13 protein-coding genes are annotated in these 17,986 nt (G+C 58.7%); 9 read left to right on the plus strand and 4 right to left on the minus strand.

Annotation, left to right across the window (positions count from 1 at the left end; genetic code table 11):
* Positions 1 to 97: 97 nt before the first annotated feature.
* The 3 genes from VL547_RS15685 (at position 98) to VL547_RS15695 (ending at position 5,644) form a co-directional block, all read left to right on the plus strand.
* On the plus strand, positions 98 to 1,612 hold the full coding sequence (locus VL547_RS15685; protein ID WP_325579484.1) for a hypothetical protein: 1,515 nt from the start codon (positions 98 to 100) through the stop codon (positions 1,610 to 1,612).
* A 97-nt stretch (positions 1,613 to 1,709) separates the two neighbouring features.
* Positions 1,710 to 4,328: a family 78 glycoside hydrolase catalytic domain gene (locus VL547_RS15690; RefSeq protein ID WP_325579486.1), complete on the plus strand. Its 2,619-nt coding sequence runs from the start codon at positions 1,710 to 1,712 to the stop codon at positions 4,326 to 4,328.
* Complete coding sequence (locus VL547_RS15695) at positions 4,322 to 5,644, plus strand: DEAD/DEAH box helicase (protein ID WP_325579488.1); 1,323 nt, start codon at positions 4,322 to 4,324, stop codon at positions 5,642 to 5,644. Before VL547_RS15690 ends, VL547_RS15695 begins: the two co-directional genes overlap by 7 nt.
* A gap of 1 nt (position 5,645) precedes the next feature.
* On the opposite strand, the gene VL547_RS15700 is transcribed toward VL547_RS15695, so the two are convergent.
* The 4 genes from VL547_RS15700 to VL547_RS15715 all read right to left on the minus strand — a co-directional run bounded on the left by VL547_RS15700 (position 5,646) and on the right by VL547_RS15715 (position 8,788).
* Positions 5,646 to 6,554, minus strand: a complete 909-nt coding sequence (locus tag VL547_RS15700) for an alpha/beta hydrolase (protein WP_325579490.1) — start codon at positions 6,552 to 6,554, stop codon at positions 5,646 to 5,648.
* A 2-nt stretch (positions 6,555 to 6,556) separates the two neighbouring features.
* Positions 6,557 to 7,441 carry an AraC family transcriptional regulator gene (locus VL547_RS15705; RefSeq protein ID WP_325579492.1) on the minus strand — a complete coding sequence of 295 codons (885 nt, stop codon included), beginning with the start codon at positions 7,439 to 7,441 and terminating at the stop codon, positions 6,557 to 6,559.
* Positions 7,423 to 8,292: a prolipoprotein diacylglyceryl transferase gene (locus VL547_RS15710; protein ID WP_325579494.1), complete on the minus strand. Its 870-nt coding sequence runs from the start codon at positions 8,290 to 8,292 to the stop codon at positions 7,423 to 7,425. Before VL547_RS15710 ends, VL547_RS15705 begins: the two co-directional genes overlap by 19 nt.
* A 67-nt stretch (positions 8,293 to 8,359) precedes the next feature.
* Positions 8,360 to 8,788 carry a hypothetical protein gene (locus VL547_RS15715; protein ID WP_325579496.1) on the minus strand — a complete coding sequence of 143 codons (429 nt, stop codon included), beginning with the start codon at positions 8,786 to 8,788 and terminating at the stop codon, positions 8,360 to 8,362.
* Positions 8,789 to 9,082: 294 nt separating this feature from the next.
* On the opposite strand from VL547_RS15715, the gene VL547_RS15720 reads away from it, so the two are divergent.
* The 6 genes from VL547_RS15720 to VL547_RS15745 form a co-directional block, all read left to right on the plus strand.
* Complete coding sequence (locus tag VL547_RS15720) at positions 9,083 to 10,837, plus strand: RagB/SusD family nutrient uptake outer membrane protein (RefSeq protein WP_325579498.1); 1,755 nt, start codon at positions 9,083 to 9,085, stop codon at positions 10,835 to 10,837.
* Between the two features lie 17 nt (positions 10,838 to 10,854).
* Positions 10,855 to 11,283, plus strand: coding sequence for a DUF5004 domain-containing protein (locus VL547_RS15725; protein WP_325579500.1), 429 nt, complete (start codon positions 10,855 to 10,857; stop codon positions 11,281 to 11,283).
* 12 nt (positions 11,284 to 11,295) lie between these two features.
* Positions 11,296 to 12,306 carry a DUF4961 domain-containing protein gene (locus VL547_RS15730; RefSeq protein ID WP_325579502.1) on the plus strand — a complete coding sequence of 337 codons (1,011 nt, stop codon included), beginning with the start codon at positions 11,296 to 11,298 and terminating at the stop codon, positions 12,304 to 12,306.
* 1 nt (position 12,307) lies between these two features.
* Entirely contained in the window at positions 12,308 to 15,529 is a 3,222-nt protein-coding gene (locus VL547_RS15735; protein ID WP_325579504.1) for a SusC/RagA family TonB-linked outer membrane protein, read from the plus strand.
* Between the two features lie 5 nt (positions 15,530 to 15,534).
* The gene (locus VL547_RS15740; protein ID WP_325579506.1) at positions 15,535 to 17,268 is read left to right on the plus strand and encodes a RagB/SusD family nutrient uptake outer membrane protein; all 1,734 of its coding nucleotides are present in this window, start codon (positions 15,535 to 15,537) and stop codon (positions 17,266 to 17,268) included.
* A partial coding sequence (locus tag VL547_RS15745) for a TonB-dependent receptor plug domain-containing protein (protein WP_325579508.1) occupies positions 17,268 to 17,986 on the plus strand: 719 nt, incomplete at its 3' end. The genes VL547_RS15740 and VL547_RS15745, both read left to right, overlap by 1 nt.

Raw genomic sequence — 17,986 nt, forward strand, 5'->3', positions numbered from 1 at the left:
GGCGGTCAGACATATCAGAGGTTGTAAGGTTAAATTAATCAATTATTAAGATATTTTTTACCCCGCGCCGGTATTTTCCAGGAAAAACCAAATCGTTATGCTTTGCCATGTGTTCCTCTTCGCTTCGGCCGTATTGATGGCCGCCGGTTGCGTCAAACCCAACCACACCGATTCCCTGCCAATGCCAACATCTGACGCCTCGTCCCCCGGCGACGTCGTCGGGAAGGTCACCGTTGGTTACCAGGGCTGGTTTTCCGCCGCCGGCGACGGCTCCCCGCTCAATGCCTGGGGCCACACCAATATGGAGACGTGGCCGGACATCCGGCAGTATACGCGCGCGTATTCGGGCGACCCGTTTTATCAGGATGGCGTACAACAACCCGGCTTCACGGGCAACCTCGGTAACGGCCAGCCCGCGAAGATGTATAGCGCCGACGACCAGCAGGTTGCCAATGTACACTGTCTTTGGATGCAGCAGAACGGGATCGACTGTATCGCCCTCCAGCGCTTTGGCAGCTATACCAGCCCCGGCGCCGTCAAGAATTTCCACGACTCGGTGGATGCGAAAATGATGCTCGCCGCCCAAACCTATGGCCGCAAGTTCTATATCATGTACGACTGCAGCGCCACCGACGCGGTGGAATCCGACTGGACCAATACCATAGTGGGCGCCCAGCACCTGACGTCCTCCAGCGCCTACGCCCACCAGAACGGCAAACCCGTCGTCTGTCTCTGGGGCGTCGGCAAGTCCGGCCGCGGCGCCGTCGCCGACTGGGAGAATACGATCAACTGGTTCAAAAACCAAGGCTGTTACGTCATCGGCGGCCCGCTCGAAGGCTTTGCCACCGACACCGCAAACCAGCCCGCCTACAACCTGTGTAACATGATCATGCCCTGGATGGTCGGCAAAACCGCTGCCACCAACTTCGAAGCCGACTATGCCAGCGACCTGGCCTACTGTACCGCCCACGGGATCGACTACCAGGCCGACGTATACCCCGGTACCGCCTTTTACAACACCAACGGCGGCGCCAAGTCTCCCCAGAACCAGATCCCGCGCAACCATGGCCTCTTTATGTGGACTCAGTTCGCCGGCGTCCGCGCCGCCGGTGTTCCCAGCGTCTACATCTCGATGTTTGACGAAGAAAACGAAGCCACCGGTATCCTCAACTGTGCCGAAGACGCCTCCTCCATCCCCGCCGGCGAGTACTTCCTGACCCTCGACGCCGACGGCGTACACTGCTCCTCGGACTTCTATCTCCGGCTGACCAAAGACGGCGCCGCCATGGTCAAGGGCCAGACTGCCTACACCACCACGCTCCCGACACCTTCCGTTTTATCCGCACCCTCCAGCCTCACCCCGCACGTCCTGTCCTCCAGCTCCATCAAGATCGACTGGTCCGCCGTCACCGACGCTCCGTGCTACAACCTGAAACGCGCCACCATCAACGGCGGCCCCTACACCACCATCGCCGCCGGCGTGAGCGGCGGCACTTACACCGACACCGGCCTCAGCCCCAACACCACCTACTACTACGTCGTTTCCACCGGGCACATCAACGGAGGAGAAAGCGTCAACAGCCGGCAGGTCAGCGGCACGACCACGAATTAGTTATGCCCGGATATACCTCTTTGACCCAACCGTTGCGGGATTTGACATATTCATGCGTGCAAACCCAAAATTGTCCATGTTTGGCGATCTTCATCCCATGAAGCTCCTCTTGCTGATCGGGCTGGCCGCCGCCCAAACATCCGCCGCCACTGCGCCGCCCGCCTCTCCGATCACCATCACCACCACCCGTTGCACCGGGCAACCCACCCCCACGGGCGTCTCCCTGACGGGTATCCCCTTTGCCTGGACAATGACCAGCCCTGAAAGGAACAGCGTGCAAACAGCCTGGCAGCTGGTGATCGGCACATCGCCGGCCGCGTTGGCGGGAAATGAAACCGTATGGAACTCCGGGAAGACCGCCGGGAGCGGAAGCGTCAATATGTACTACAGGGGACGCCTCTTACAACCGGGAACCACGTATTACTGGCGGGTGCGCGTATGGGACGGCCACGGGACCGCGACAAAATGGAGCCGTATCGCTCCTTTTACCACCGGGCTATTTTCAGAGGCGGATTGGCAGGGCGCCAGTTGGATAGGATATGAAGACATGGCGCGCGGCAGGACGGTGATCCCGCTCTTTCGGAAGGATTTCACGGTCAAGCGGCCGGTGAAAAGCGCCATGGTGTTTACGACCGGTTTGGGTCAGTATGAACTATACCTGAATAGCCGTAAAGTCGGGAACCGGTTCCTGTCGCCTGGCTGGACCGACTATAACAAAACCTGTCTGTACAATACCTACGACGTGACCGGGCTCGTCAAAAAGGGAGGAAACGCCCTTGGCCTGATCGTCGGGAACGGCTTTTTTAACGTAAGCCCGGAACGGTACCATAAATTGGAGGTCGACTTTGGTTGCCCGAGGATGATTTGTCTTCTAAGGATCACCTATACCGATGGCGCTACCGAATCTGTCCTATCCGACGGGTCGTGGACAACGTCGCCCAGCCCGATAACCTTTACCAGCATCTATGGCGGCGAGGATTACGATGCCCGGCTGGACCAGCCCGGATGGGCGTCCCCGGGGTTCAAAGCGGACGGTTGGAAGCCAGCGCTGCCGGTAACGGCGCCAAAAGGGAAACTGACGCCCGAAACCGACAACCCGGTAACGGTGGCGGAGACCCTGCATGTCAAGACCACGCGGGTCATCGACAAAACGACCCGCTCCTACGATTTCGGCCAGAACGCCTCCGGAATCGTGGAGTTGAAAGTAAAGGGGCGCAGGGGCGACACCGTCCGGCTCACACCCTCGGAATTGGTGGACGAGGACGGTCGTCCCAACCAACGGGCTTCCGGCGGGCCCTATTACTTCACCTATATCATAAAGGGAGAGGGATGGGAAACCTGGCGTCCCCGGTTCAGCTACTACGGGTTCAGGTACGTGGCGGTAACGGGCACGGATACCCTAAAGCTGACCATGCTCCATACGCGGAACGAAGCCCGGGCAACCGGGTCGTTTCGTTGCTCCAACGACCTGTTCAACCGCATCGATAAGCTGATCCGTTGGGCGATCAAAAGCAATATGCAAAGCGTCATTACCGATTGCCCGCACCGGGAAAAACTCGGGTGGCTGGAGCAGGACTACCTGATGGGCGCGTCCATCCAATACAATTACGACATCTCGTTGTTGTACCGGAGCATCGTCCACGACATGATGGACGCCCAACTGGCCAGCGGCCTCGTCCCCGACATCGCCCCCGAGTACACCCAATTCGATGGCGGTTTCAGGGATTCCCCGGAATGGGGCAGCGCGTCGGTCATCCTGCCCTGGTTATTGTATTCCTGGTACGGCGACGAGGAGACCCTGGCTACCGCTTATGGCATGATGCAACGGTATGTGAACTACCTGGACAAGCGGTCAAAAGCCCATATCCTCGACTACGGTCTGGGCGACTGGTACGATTATGGTCCGAATTTCCCGGGGGAGGCCCAGCTCACGCCCAAAGCCCTGACGGCAACCGCGATCTACTTCTACGACGTTTCGCTGATGGCGAAGGTTGCCGGCGTGTTACACCGTATGGCTGACGTGGAAAGGTATACCCAACTGGCCGCCGCGGTACGAAAGGCATTTAATGAACGGTTCTTCGATAATAAAACAAAAACCTATTCGACCGGCAGCCAGACGGCGATAGCCATTCCCCTTTGCGTGGGGTTGGTGGATAGCGCGGACCGCGCGGGGGTGCTTTCGAACCTGATCGATTCTATCCGGCTGTCCGGCTACAAGCTGACGGCAGGAGACGTAGGTTTTCATTTCCTGGTCCGGGCTTTGAGCGACGGCCAGGCGGATCGGACGATCTACGCGATGAATAACCGAAGCGACGTCCCCGGGTATGGCTTTCAACTGGCCAGGGGCGCCACGTCCCTGACGGAATCCTGGCCGGCCTTGAAGGAGGTGTCGAACAACCACCTGATGCTGGGACACCTGATGGAATGGCTGTACGAAGGGATAGGCGGGATACGACAGGCGCCTGGGTCCATCGCGTACAAGAAGATCATCATAGACCCCGTGTGTCTGGACGGCTTGTCCTCCGCGGACGTCCGCTATGAGTGCCCGTATGGGACCATACGCTCGCGATGGCATGTGGATGGCCGGCGCTTCAGCTTGCACGTGGAGATACCGGTGAATACGACGGCGACGATCGTCCTGCCGGGAGCCGTGCGGCAGGTTGGATCGGGAATATATGACTTCGGCGCGCCTTTTCGTACCTTTGCGAAATGGTAATGACCCCGCGTACGCTCGAAAGGCTCCTTTCCCCGCTCAATATCGATGCCCTCAATGACATGCAAACCGCGGCCCTGGAAGCCGCGCGGCAGGAAGGAGACCTCGTCTTGCTGTCGGACACCGGTTCGGGGAAGACGCTGGCGTTCCTGTTACCGTTGCTGGAGACGATGGACGAGGACGTCCCCACAACCCAGGCATTGGTCGTCGTGCCTTCGCGGGAGCTGGCGCTCCAGATAGAGCAGGTCTTCCGGAAAATGGGGACCGGTCTCAAGGTGACCTGTTGCTATGGCGGTCACAAACGGGAAACCGAAGAGAACAACCTCCTCGAGGCCCCGGCCCTCATCATCGGGACCCCCGGACGCCTGGGGGACCACCTGCGCAGGGGGAATATACACCCCGAAACCATCCACACCCTGGTCCTGGACGAGTTCGACAAATCGCTGGAATTGGGGTTCCAGGAGGAGATGATATTCCTTATCGACAACCTGAAATCCCTACATAAACGAATCCTCACTTCCGCCACTCCGGGCGTGGACATTCCCGCGTTTGTGGGGCTTCACAACCCTCAAACCCTGGACTTCCTCAGCGGCAAACCCAAAGAAAGCCTGGCCCTCGAAGTGGTCCAAAGTCCCGACAACGATAAGCTGGAAACGCTTTTCCGCCTCCTCTGCCGTATCGGCGGCCGCTCCACCGTCGTTTTCTGTAACCATCGCGATTCCGTAGAGCGTACCAGCGCCTTTTTAAAGGACAAAGGCCTACCCAACGTCTTTTACCACGGCGCCCTCGAACAACCCGAACGCGAGGTAGCCCTGGCCAAATTCCGCAACCACAGCGTCAATACCCTGGTCACCACCGACCTTGCCTCCCGCGGTCTGGACGTACCCAATATCCGTTACATCATCCATTATCACCTGCCCGCCACCGAAGAAGTCTTTATCCACCGCAATGGCAGGACTGCCCGCATGGACGCCAGCGGCACCGCCATCCTCCTCCTTGGCCCCGACGAGACGCTTCCGCCATATATACCCGGCCAACCGGGGACAATCGACCTGCCCGCGACAGAGACCCTGCCGCCCCCGCCGCAGTGGACGACGCTGTTTATCGCCGCCGGCAAAAAGGACAAGGTCAACAAGGTCGACATCGTCGGTTTCTTTACCAATAAGGGTCAGTTGAAAAAAGACGACATCGGGCTCATCGAGGTCAAGGACTTTTCCGCCTTTGTCGCCATACGGAAGTCAACGGTAAACCACGTCCTCCACCTGATCAAGGATCAAAAGCTAAAGACCCAAAAGGTCAAGATCGCCATAGCCCGATAGGCTACCGGTGCATAAACCCGTTCTCCGTCATCCAGGCAAGGGCCCAATCCATCCATTTTTCGGAGGTCTTCGGGTTGTTCATCCCAAAGCCGTGGCCGCCTTCCTGAAACAGGTGCATCTCCGCGTGTATCTTGTGTTCCAGCAACGCGTCGTAAAACATCAGGCTGTTCTGCACCGGCACGGTACCATCATCCTCCGCCTGGACCAGGAACGTGGGTGGCGTCGCGTCGGTCACCTGTTTTTCGTTGGAGTACAGGTCGACCTGCGCTTCGGCAGGGTTCTTGCCGATCAGGTTCTCACGCGAACCGGCGTGTGTAAACTTGCCAAACGTGATGACGGGATAGATCAGCAACATAAAATCCGGCCGCACGCTAACACCGGCGGGAACGGAAATCACCGGCTTGTCAAAGTGCGTGCCTTCGGTCGCAGCCAGGTGGCCCCCCGCGGAAAAGCCCATGATCCCGATCTTCGACGGATCGATATGCCACTCCGCCGCGTGATGCCGGACGGTGAGGATGGCCGTCTGCGCGTCCTGCAGCGGGCCGATCGACTTGTCTGTCATGATGTCGTCGCTGGGCAGGCGGTATATCAGCACGAAGGCGGTGACACCCACCCGTGCAAAGGCCCGGGCGACGTCGATTCCCTCATAGGTCGACGCCAGTCCGCCATACGCCCCGCCGGGGCAAATCACGACGGCGGCGCCGGTCGCTTTACCGGGTTCGGGAAAGAACGGGAGCAGCCTGGGGTCCGTGACCTTGTATATCCATCCGTTGTTGTTCGTTTCGGCATAGCCCGCGGGCGCCGGTTTGGCATTGGGCACGCCGGCAGGGTAGAGCGCGATCGGTTTTTCCTGGGCAGCGGCGCAAAGTGTCATGGCCATCATTAGAAGGCTGGTATAGATATTCCTCATGTTTAGACGAAAATTTTCCTGTCCGGCGTCCCGTGCTTCTCGCGGAAGTCCTTCGGCACGATGCCCTTCCGCTTCTTGAAAAGCCGGTTAAAATTGGTGATCGACGTAAACCCGCAGTCAGACGCGATCTCCGCGATGGGCGTATTGGTGTCGATGAGCATCCGGGAGGCGTGCCCGATGCGGATGTCGTTGATGTAGTCTACGAAGGTGATACCGGTTTTGGTTTTGAAAAACCGGCTGAAGGCCGTCTCGGTCATGTCGACGAGCTCCGCGGCCTCGGCCAGCCGGATGGTGCGGCTGAAGTGCTCGTTGATGAAGTCGATCACGACCTCGACGCGGCGGACGTCGGTGTAGACCAGATCCGAATTATAGTTGACGTCCTCCGACAACGTCCGGGCGTCGGGCGAAACCGACAGCTCGTGGAGGATCCCCATCAGCTCCATCACCGACTCAAAGCCTTCTTTGTGCCCGAGCTCCTTGATACGGGGGGCGATGCGTTCGATGGTGCGACGGGAGAAGGATATCCCCCGCAGGGACCGTTCGAACATGGTCCTTAAAAAATTGAGCTGGGTCCGCTTTAAAAACGTCTCATGGAAGAGGTCCTTATGAAATTGGATGGTGATTTCCAGGATGTCTCCGCTGGTACACCGGTGCGTGAACCAGGCGTGGGGGATGTTGGAGCCGACGAGTACCAATTCCACGCTGTCGATGTCTTCCACGCTGCTGCCTACGATCCTGCGCGCGCCCGCGCCATTCTCTATAAAATTCAGCTCAAACTCTTCGTGGTAGTGGACGGGAAAGTTGAATTCGGTTTTATAGCGGGCAAAATAAGAAAAGCAGTCCGACTTGGTTAGAGGTGGGCGTTCCTTCAGGATCGATCTCGACATGGTATGGCACTTTTTTGCAAGCTTTGATAGTAAATGAGGTATAAAAATACAAAAATTCCCACGGTTATCAGTCCCAGTGATATCCATTGCGCCTGGGTGAGCGATAAACCGGCAAAAAAGTGCCGCGGATTGATGCGGATAAGTTCGATCAGGAACCGCTCCAGACCCGCCGACACCAGGTAGGTGGCAAAAACGAAGCCCGGACGTACGTGACGCCGCAACCGCCATAGCGCCCAGAACAGTAAAAGACATACAATGGTCTCGTACAAGGGCGTCGGGAAGACCGGTTGCGGCAGCTCCGAACAATAGCTGCCGCCGCACCCCGGGATATACTGCCCCTGGCGAAGGACGTTGTGCGGGTAGCGTTCGGCCCAGGCCCAGACCGGCAGCCAGCGCGGCGTGGGCGACAGATTGACGATACCCCAGTCGCCGTCACCCGACAGCTGACACCCGATCCGGCCTATCGCATAGGCCAGCATCATTCCCGGGCTTCCCACATCGGCCGCCACGATCAGGGGGATGCCCTTGCGGCGGGTGATGACGAGGTAGGTCACGGCGCCAAAGATCAATCCGCCGTAATAATTCAGGCCGTTGTAGCCGAATCCGTCCGGGGCTTCGATGGCGGCCAGGAGCACGGCCCCGGCAAAGCCGATGATGCCGCAGCTCAGCAACAGGATGTCCATCAGACGGCGCACGGGGTACGCAGGCCCCATGACGCGTTTGAACCCGAGCGTAAAGACCCAGTAGGCGGCCCAGAAAGAAAGGGCCATCACAAAACCGAACGTGGGCAGCGGCACGTGTATGTCCAGCCCCGTCAGGTCATGGAGCAAATAAGAAATGGTGGGGTACATGGGTGGACGAATATAAGGCCAAATATTTGCTCCCGTTTTCTATTCAGTTATGAGCGCAGATCCGCCCTTACGGCAGCAGATCCGAGAGCAGGAAGACACCCTGAAGGACCGGGATGCCCCCGACAGACGCCGGAAACACATTGGCCGACTGGCTGCCGGGTTGCAACGGAAAATACAGACCGTTAATGCCAAATGACATTTGGTTTGCCGGCCAGTTTATCGTATTCCCGGCCAGCGGTCCACCGAGGATGCTGATCGAGAAACTATTGGCAGCGGGTACTTCCGTGACGGTAAGCAGGTTTAAATCTATGACGTAGCAGCCGATGGTGACGTTGTAATAGTTGGGGCTGCCCGCCGACGTATATGTAAAAGCAAAGGCGATTTCCGACACCGTTGCGGTTGCGGTGGCGGCTTTGACGGTGTGTTTGGCGGATGATTCGGCAAATGCGGGGACCAGCATAAGCAGTCCCAGCAGAACGTAGATGATTTTTTTCATAAAAGAAGCAATTTGGTAGATGAGGGAAATGAAGGAGCAAATATTTGGCGGCACTATTTTGCAAAAAATATTTGATATTATGGCAAAAAAGTGCCTAAAATCTTTGCTAAAACGTTTTTTAGTTCTACTTTTAGGCCGGAAAGGTTGCATTTTACCCACTTAACTATTGCTGCATATGAAGGAATTGATCCCACATTATTCATCTCCCTAGTCTTCTTTTTTCAACCCCTTTATCTATTGACCGGTGCGGCAGATTACCCGACCGGATAGGCATTTTCTTTTTTTAAATTTCTTATGAGAAAAAATAGTGCGCTACTGGCGATGCCATTTGCGGTACTCGCCCTGCTCCTGACCACGGAAGCTTGTAAAAAGAACGGCTACCTCAGCTCTACGCAGACGTCCAGCCTGGATTCGACCAAGGTTTTCACGGACAGTACCTATGCGATGGAGTTCCTCAACAATCTTTACGTCAACATCGGCTTTGCCACGGACCCCCTGCGCTTCAACGGGGGCGCCTTCGCGGCCGGGCTCGAGGCCGCCTGTGACGAAGCGGAAGGCCCCAACGCCTCCAGCTCCAACGGTTTTACGATGTTCGCGCTGGGTACGGTGACCCCCACGGTGGTGCCCATCGACGCCTGGGCGACGTCCTACGGGATGATCCGCGCGGCCAACCAGTACCTCCAGCATTTGAACATCATCCCCTTCAACAGCCAGTTGAAGGCAGAGACCAAGGCCGAGGCGCGCTTTATGCGGGCCTGGTACTATTTTATCCTGCTGGAGCACTACGGGGGTATACCCTTGATCGGCGATACGGTGTATGCGAACGCGTCCGAGCCCACCGCGGTCCGGAGCAGCTTCCGGGCGTGTGTCAACTATATTGCCTCCGAGTGCGACTCCGCGGCGCTGGTCCTGCCCCTCACCCAGTCGGGCTCGAACTACGGCCGGGCCAGCAAGGGCGCTTGTATGGCGCTCAAGTCGCGGTTGTACCTTTACGCCGCCAGCCCGCTGTTCCAGAACGGCGGTATCGGCCAGGGAACGGCGCTCGATTCGATCGTAGCCTATCCCGACGCCGACCCCAACCGCTGGGTCCTGGCCGCAAACGCCGCCCAGGCGGTGATTACCTCGGGCGCCTACAGCCTTTACGAAGATACCACCACCGATCCGACGCAATTGGGACTGGGGTTTGACGAGGTCTTCCTGCAGCGCTATAACACCGAATACATCCTGCCGCACATGATGGACCCCAACCGCTACCTGGAGCACATCTGGGATGCGCCTTCACGGGGTGGCTCGGGTGGTCCCCACCCCTACGAGGACCTCCTGGAGGCTTTCCCCATGAGCAACGGCCTGGCCATCACCGACCCGAATTCGGGCTACGATCCCAACAACCCTTACAAGAACCGGGACCCGCGCCTGAGCTACACCTTCATGCACGACAGTACGCTGCGTCCGACGGTGGGTTCCAACGCGCCGACGCCGCTGGCTATATACCTCAATGCCAACGTCACCCCTCCGGTAGCCTCCAGCCAGGATGCGGTCTACCAGGGCACGGCGACCGGCTATTATATCAATAAGATGATCGACCCGACGGTGATCCAGAACAACATCCCGGAAACCAACCGTTGTCTGCCGCTCATCCGCTACGCCGAGATACTCCTCAACTACGCCGAGGCGACCAACGAGTCACAAGGACCGGTGGCTACCGTCCACCAAGCCGTGGAAGCCGTGCGCTATCGCGCCGGATTGCGACCCTACCAGCTCGATCCCAACCTCACCCAGGACCAGATGCGCCGGGCCATCCAGAACGAACGCCGGCTCGAGCTGGCCTTCGAGGGGAACCGTTTCTTCGACGTCCGCCGTTGGATGATTGCGGACTCGACCGACAACCAGATGATGCACGGCATGGAGGTCGACCGGAGCACGGCGGGGACGGTTTATAAAGAATTCAACGTACGGCAGCATCACTTCTCCAAGGCGATGTACCTCTGGCCGATCCCCTTGTCGGAGATCGCCAAATTGCCGATGCTCCAACAGAACCCCCTTTACTAAAACGATAACTTGCCGATATGAACAAAATTCTCAAAGCCGCCATGCTCCTGTTGCTGGTGGCTGCCTGCAAGGTCGAGAGCAACCTCAAGGTGGCGTCGGAGCCGGCCAAGAAGATCACCGGTACCTGGCAGATCGTCGATGCCACCGAGAACGGTACGGACCTTCTGCACTATTTCGACTTCACGAAATTCCGGATCATTTTCACGGACAGCGCCTATATGATCGACAGCCTGCTCCCCTTCATGGTGGCGCACAACGGGAAGTGGAAGGTCGACGACCCGCAGTACCCGTTTTCCATCACGCTCACGCCCGCCGACAGCGCCAGCGGCGTCGAATCTTCGCTGAGCTTCCCCGTGGTGAACGGCCTGAGGAACATGATCCTTACGTTCAGCCCGGGCTGCACGGCCAATACGTATAAATACACCCTCCAACCGGTCACCCAATAAACCCGCTTCACCATGACACTCAAGATTAGCAGAAAACGCTGGAACCTTTTGTGGAAGATCGGCGGAACGGTGGCCATCCTGGTGATCGTCGCCTGTTCCGTCACGATCAACACCGTGACCCAGCCCGCGAGCGTCAACGCGGGCGACGTGCTGAACGTCACCCTTACGGGTACCATTTCCACCAACTCGAACCCGACGGCCAACCTGATGGTGGGCTTCCTGGTCCCCAAGGTGTGGAATGCCGCCGCCAACGCCAAGGTGACCTTCACCAGCAACATCTCCAACGGTCCGCAGGGCATGTCCTCCATACCTACGTCGCAACCCGCGCCCAATGGCAACGGCCTCAGCTGGCAAACGGACCTGATGAATACCCTCGGGCACGCGGGCAACCTCATCCCGGAGTACGAATGGGTCGCCTTTTATTCCGACCAGGCCTACCCGACCTCGGACAATACCGACTACACCGTCACCGTCAATATCCAGATACCCGTCGGACAGACGAACCTCTGGTTCAACATGGAATATTGCCTGGCGGAAAGCAACGATGGCCTCCACAGCACGGTGTTTAGCAACTGGCCGCCCACGTCGTACTATAGCGCCTATATCCCGTCGACCCCCATACGGGTATATGGACCGGGTACGCTGGTCGACTTCATCCATCCCCAGCTGTCGGTCGTAACGCCCTCCACCGCCCTCGACAACGACATCATCGCCCTACCATTCAATTCGACCCTGGTCAGCAACGGGCTTTCTAACGCCACCAGCGTTTACCTGTGCGCGACGGGCTACACCAATGCGGGGGACAGCATCCAGGTCTGCCAGCAGACCTCCAAGACCCAGCTGGTGTCGCAGGGCGCCGGCCAATGGCAGATCGACATCTGGCCCCGGGGCTTCTTCAACCTCCCCGCCGGGAAAACGCTCGACAGCCTGCACTACTTCTTCACCGACGCCGCCGGCGGCAACAAAGTAGGCTACGGTGGCGGTACCGACACCGCTTTTACATTCATCTTCAACTGCCAATGATATGCGCTCACCCAGACTCCCCATACTATTGCTTATCCTCCTGCTGTCTTGCAGGGCCGTCCTGGCTGGCGGCGGTAAACCCGCGGTGAGCGGCACCGTAACGGACAACTACGGTCATCCGCTGGCAGGCGTGCTCGTCACCGTCAAGGGTCAAAAGACGGCAACCGTTTCCGGAGAAGACGGCGTGTTCCACATCGACGCCGGGCCCGGATCGACCCTGACCTTCCAACACCCCCGGTTTGACTTCGCGCAGGTCCGGGTGCGGTCGACGGAGGTACACATCCGGCTCAACGAACGCTTCCTCATCACGCAACAAGCGCCGATCGGGGCCGCCCTGGCCGCGGATACCGTCGCGTTGCCGGCAACGGCGTCCGATAAAGTGAACGTCCTGTACGAACAGGCGTCAAAGGCCTCCTTCCTGGGGTCGATCTCGACCGTGGGATCCCACGAGATAGGGGAGACGCCCGCGTCTTCGATCCTGTATGCCTTACCGGGAAGACTGGCGGGGCTCGACGTGAACCAGACGGCCGGTTTTCCTTCGTTTAATTCGGCTTCGCTCACGCAAAACAACATCTTCCTTGGCACCTTCGTACCCAACAACGCCAGCGGTACGGGACCGACCGACAACTCGGAATTCTCCGTCACGCTCCGGGGACACGGACAAAGCGCCTCGCAAAACCCCATCGCCATCGTCGACGGCGTCCAGCGGGAATTGTATTCCATCGACCCGCGGACGATCGAATCGATTTCCATCCTGAAGGACCCGCTGTCCAACATCTTCCTGGGTCAGAACAGCTCCAGGGGCGCGCTGATCATCACGACCAAGGAGCCGATGTCCGGTCCCACGCACCTGGACATCACCGCAGAGTCGGGTGCGCAGACGTCCCTCGGTCTGCCCACCCCGTTGCCCGCTTACCAGTATGCCTATCTCCTCAACGAGGCGCTGTTGAACGATGGCAAACCGGTCGCCTATTCCCAGGCGGACTTCGCCGCCTACCGGAACCACACCGATCCCTACGGCCACCCCGACGTAAACTGGTACAACACCATCATCAAGAAGAATCCGCTCCTCAGCCGGATCAACATCAACGCGGCGGGTGGCTCGAACATCGCCAAATATGTTTTAAACCTCAGCTATATGGACCAGCAGGGGATGTTTGTCTCGTCCCCGTCCAACGACTTTAACACCAACGCGGAGATCCAACGCTACGCGGTCGATTCCAAGATCGATGTCAATGTCAACAAGAATTTCGAGGTCCAGCTGCAACTCTTTGGCCGTCTTCAGGACGCGACCCAGCCCGGGGGCAGCAACGGCGGTACCTCGCCGGCCTTTGGGAACGGAACATCCGGCATCCTGTCCGCGTTGCTCAGCACGCCCAACAACGCCTACCCGGTGTATAACCCCAACGGGTCATTTGGCGGCAACCAATTCTACACCGAGAACCTCCTGGCCATGGTCACGGCGTCGGGCTACGAGCAATCACACCTCCGCGACGTCCTCACGAACCTCAACCTGAAATACAAGCTGGACATGGTGACCAAGGGTCTTTGGGTGAATGCCAGCGGCAACGTGTCCGTGGAGTCCCAGACCCTGATCAACCGCAGCTACCAGACAAAGGTATACACGATGAAAGCCGCCCCCGGCAGTGATACGGCCTACAACGGGTTTGGCAGCTCGATCGCTCAGAACAACACGTTCGGACAGACCGCGTGGGCCCGCTACCGCTACTTCCGGTTGTCCGCCGGGTATGACCGGACCTTTGGCGCCAGTGGCGTCAGCGCGGAAATCATGGCCGACCAGAAACGCCAGCTCTTCAACTACGACCTGCCGTCGCAATTGACCAATTTCGCGGGCAAGGCATCCTACAACTACCAACAAAAATACTTTGTCGAAGGTGCCGCCAACTACAGCGGATACAGCCGCTACGCCCCCGGTCACCAATACGGCTTCTTTTATGCCGGCGGTCTCGGCTGGGACGTCACCAGGGAGCGCTTCTTCCAACAGCTCTTCCCCTGGGTCGACCACTTCAAGATGCGTGCGACCTACGGTCTCACGGGGAACGCCAACGTCGACAACTATGGCTACTATATCTGGCGCGAGCATTTCCAGAACGTCGCCGGGACCTATTCGATCGGAAGCTCGTACACCAGCGGCCAGGTCAATTCCTGGGCGGAAGACGGGACCAATGGCAGCCAGTTCCTCCCCAACTCCAACGCCACCTGGGAAAAGGCGGATAAATTCGATGGGGGCGTGGACGTGGCCTTCCTCCACAACACGCTGTTGTTTACCGGGGACTACTACCACGAACGCTACTACGACGTCATGCAGCAACGGGGCGACAACATCGCGATCGTCGGTATCCAATACCCGTATGAGAACATCGGCAAGGACCTTTACCAGGGGGCCGAGGTCTCGCTGACCTACCAGAACCACGCCGGCAACGTCAACTATTTTGTCACCGGTAACGCCTCCGTACAACAGTCAAAGGTCCTGTATATGCAGGAGCAATATGAACAAAACGCCTGGAACGTACGGACCGGTCGCCCGGTCGGCCAGCTCTTCGGGTACCAGGCCGACGGTCTCTACCAGAGCGGTGCGGCGGCAGCCGCCGGCCCCACGCTCCCGGGATATACCCCCAAAGCCGGGGACATCAAATACAAGGACCTCAACGGCGACGGGATCATCAGCCAGTTCGACATCGCCCCGATCGGCAAGGGTCGCCCGCTGATCTACTACGGGCTGACGCTTGGCTTTGAATATATGGGGTTCGAATGCAGCGCCCTGATCCAGGGGGTGACCAACCGCGAGGAGCTGGAAAACAACGCCTACATCTATGAGGGATTTCTCTCCCAGAACAACCAGTATTCCCAGGCCTATCAGCAGATACTCGGCCGCTGGATACCGGAGAACGCGGCCGTCGCGACGTCGCCGAGGCTGACGGCGGGTGGTAACAACTATAACTATAACCCCGGTTACCCCAGCTATGTTCCTTCGTCCTACCTGAACCACAACGGCGACTACTGGCGGTTGAAAACCCTCAGCATCGCCTACAACCTGCCCTACAGCCTGCTCCGGCGGGCCAAGATCGGCGGTATCAAGATATTCGGGAGCGCCCAGAACCTGTTCACGCACGAAGCCTTCAAGGGGATCGATCCCGAAGTGTCCTTACCAAGCTATCCCCTGCAACGCGTGTTGAACCTGGGGATCAACCTTAAATTCTAACGACGATGCGCAAATATTGTCTTATCCTCGGTTTGTGTATAGGCGTGATGTCTGCCTGCCAGAAGAACTATGAATCGGTGCCCCTGGGCCAGCAGGCGACCCTCGACGACGTCTTTAATACGCAGGATTCGTCCGGCCAGCAGGCGATCTTATACCTGTCCAACTGCTATCTCGAAGCGCTGCCTAGCGGACACAACCGTATCACCGGCGACTACCTCGACGCCGCGTCGGACGACGCCGTTTCCAGCTCCAATACGGTATCCGCCGTCCAGATGATCGCGACGGGTCAGTACACCGCGGCGTCCCCGAACGCCGACGACGACTGGGCCTATAACTACAACGTCATCCGGGACTGTAACGTATTTATCAAATACATATACCGGGTCCCCCTCATCTTGTTACTTCCGGACGGAAGAAAGGCCATCGGCGCGCTGCGTTCGGAGGCCCGGTTCCTGCGGGCCTTTACGTACTACCGGCTGCTCCAGCGATACGGGGGCGTCCCCCTGGTGGGCGACACCCTGTTCAGCATCACCGACAACGTTCAGTTGCCCAGGAACTCCTTTTCGGATTGCGTCAACTATATCGTCTCGGAGTGCAACAACATCAAGGACAGTCTCCGGACCGCCATGGGCGTGGACGCGGGCAACTATGGACGCATCACCAGGGAAGCGGCGATGGCGCTTAAGACGCAAACATTGCTGCTCGCGGCAAGCCCCCTGTACAACGGCGGTAACATCGACGGCTCCGACCCGCTCACCGGTTACCCCAGTTTCGACGCCACCCGGTGGCAGGCGGCCGCCCAGGCTGCCCAGGACATCATGAACCTCGGAGTGTTCAAGCTCACCCCGTCGTTTTATGACGCCTTTACCACGCAGGCGATACCCGTCGGCAGCAACCCCGAGGTCATCTTGTGGGTGCAAAGCGGGGCGAGCGAAAGCATCGAAACCAAAAACTCTCCGGTCGGATACGGTTCCGCGGGTGGCGGCGGTCAAACCAGCCCGAGCCAGGCGCTCGTGGACGCCTTCCCCATGTCCAACGGCCTGGCGATCACCAACCCCGCTTCGGGCTATAATCCCCTGAACCCCTATGACAACCGCGATCCCCGGTTGGCGGCGACGATATTCTACAACGGCCACCTCTGGCTGAACCGGGCCGTGCAGACGTATGACGGCGGTCTCGACAAACCCGGCGGCACGTCCGCCGAAACCAAGACGGGTTACTACATGCGTAAATTCATGGGGCCCTTCGAAAGTGTCAGCAGCAGCCCTCCCGTCTATTCCAATACCATCCACGACTTCCCGTATTGCCGGTACGCCGAGATCCTGCTGGACTACGCCGAAGCGACAAACGAGGCGTCCGGTCCGACCATCGCGGTCTACGGCGTCCTGGATTCGCTGCGCAAACGCGCCGGTATAGACCCCGGCACCGACGGGATGTATGGTCTGGCGGCGGGTATGGACCAGGCGGACATGCGGGCCGCCATCCAGAATGAAAGACGTATCGAGCTTGCCTTCGAGGAGCACCGGTACTGGGACATTCGCCGGTGGAAGATCGCCGCCCAGGCGTATAACAGCTCCCCGGTACAAGGGGTAGATATCCAGCAATTCGGCACCGGTCTGACCTATAACCGTATCAACGTCCTGACGACCGCGTTTAAGGACCCCCAGATGTATTTCTATCCCATCCCCTATGGCGAAGTGGTCAAGAATCCTCAAATGAAACAAAACCCCAACTGGTAATGAGAAAGCTGCTGCTATATGTTTGTATCCTGGCGCTCGTCTTAGACGTCCAGGCCGTCCTGGCCCAGGGCCGGGTCATCACCGGGACCGTCCGGGACCAGTACGGCCCGTTGTCGGGCGCCACGGTCACCGAGGCCGGCACCAAAAACTCCGTCCCCACCAACAACAAGGGGGAGTTCCGGATCGTCCTGAAGGGCGCCGCGGGGAAGCTGGTCATCAGCTACGTCAACTATGTGAAGCAGGAGGTGGCCATAAAAAGGGGTTCCGACAACATAGACGTAAAGCTGGAACAAAATACCTCCAGCATGGACGAGGTCACCGTCACGGGTTTTGGCCAGGCCAAGCCCCGCACGACCATGACCGGCGCCGTGAGCTCGATCAACGCCAAGGAAATCGAGGATATACCCACGTCCAGCGTGCAGAACGCCCTGGCGGGCCGTCTGCCCGGTTTCGTGGCCGTGCAGCGTTCGGGTCAGCCCGGTCACGACGCGTCCGACTTTTTTATCCGCGGGGTCAATTCCCTCAACTCCTCGGGCAGCACGCCGCTCATCCTGGTCGACGACATCGAATATGACTACGACCAGCTCTCGCAGATCAACGTCAACGAAATCGAAAGCATCACCATCCTGAAGGATGCCTCCTCTACCGCGATCTACGGGATCAAGGGTGCCAACGGGGTGCTCCTGGTCACGACCAAGCGCGGCGTCGCGGGCCGGCC

It is taken from the genome of Dinghuibacter sp., assembly GCF_035492835.1.
GTDB lineage: Bacteria > Bacteroidota > Bacteroidia > Chitinophagales > Chitinophagaceae > Dinghuibacter.

Bases quoted from the DNA above. Each gene is read 5' to 3' on its own strand.
- VL547_RS15685 (WP_325579484.1), top strand. From the start codon at position 98: ATGCTTTGCCATGTGTTCCTCTTCGCTTCGGCCGTATTGATGGCCGCC.
- VL547_RS15690 (WP_325579486.1), top strand. From the start codon at position 1,710: ATGAAGCTCCTCTTGCTGATCGGGCTGGCCGCCGCCCAAACATCCGCC.
- VL547_RS15695 (WP_325579488.1), top strand. From the start codon at position 4,322: ATGGTAATGACCCCGCGTACGCTCGAAAGGCTCCTTTCCCCGCTCAAT.
- VL547_RS15700 (WP_325579490.1), bottom strand. From the start codon at position 6,554: ATGAGGAATATCTATACCAGCCTTCTAATGATGGCCATGACACTTTGC.
- VL547_RS15705 (WP_325579492.1), bottom strand. From the start codon at position 7,441: ATGTCGAGATCGATCCTGAAGGAACGCCCACCTCTAACCAAGTCGGAC.
- VL547_RS15710 (WP_325579494.1), bottom strand. From the start codon at position 8,292: ATGTACCCCACCATTTCTTATTTGCTCCATGACCTGACGGGGCTGGAC.
- VL547_RS15715 (WP_325579496.1), bottom strand. From the start codon at position 8,788: ATGAAAAAAATCATCTACGTTCTGCTGGGACTGCTTATGCTGGTCCCC.
- VL547_RS15720 (WP_325579498.1), top strand. From the start codon at position 9,083: ATGAGAAAAAATAGTGCGCTACTGGCGATGCCATTTGCGGTACTCGCC.
- VL547_RS15725 (WP_325579500.1), top strand. From the start codon at position 10,855: ATGAACAAAATTCTCAAAGCCGCCATGCTCCTGTTGCTGGTGGCTGCC.
- VL547_RS15730 (WP_325579502.1), top strand. From the start codon at position 11,296: ATGACACTCAAGATTAGCAGAAAACGCTGGAACCTTTTGTGGAAGATC.
- VL547_RS15735 (WP_325579504.1), top strand. From the start codon at position 12,308: ATGCGCTCACCCAGACTCCCCATACTATTGCTTATCCTCCTGCTGTCT.
- VL547_RS15740 (WP_325579506.1), top strand. From the start codon at position 15,535: ATGCGCAAATATTGTCTTATCCTCGGTTTGTGTATAGGCGTGATGTCT.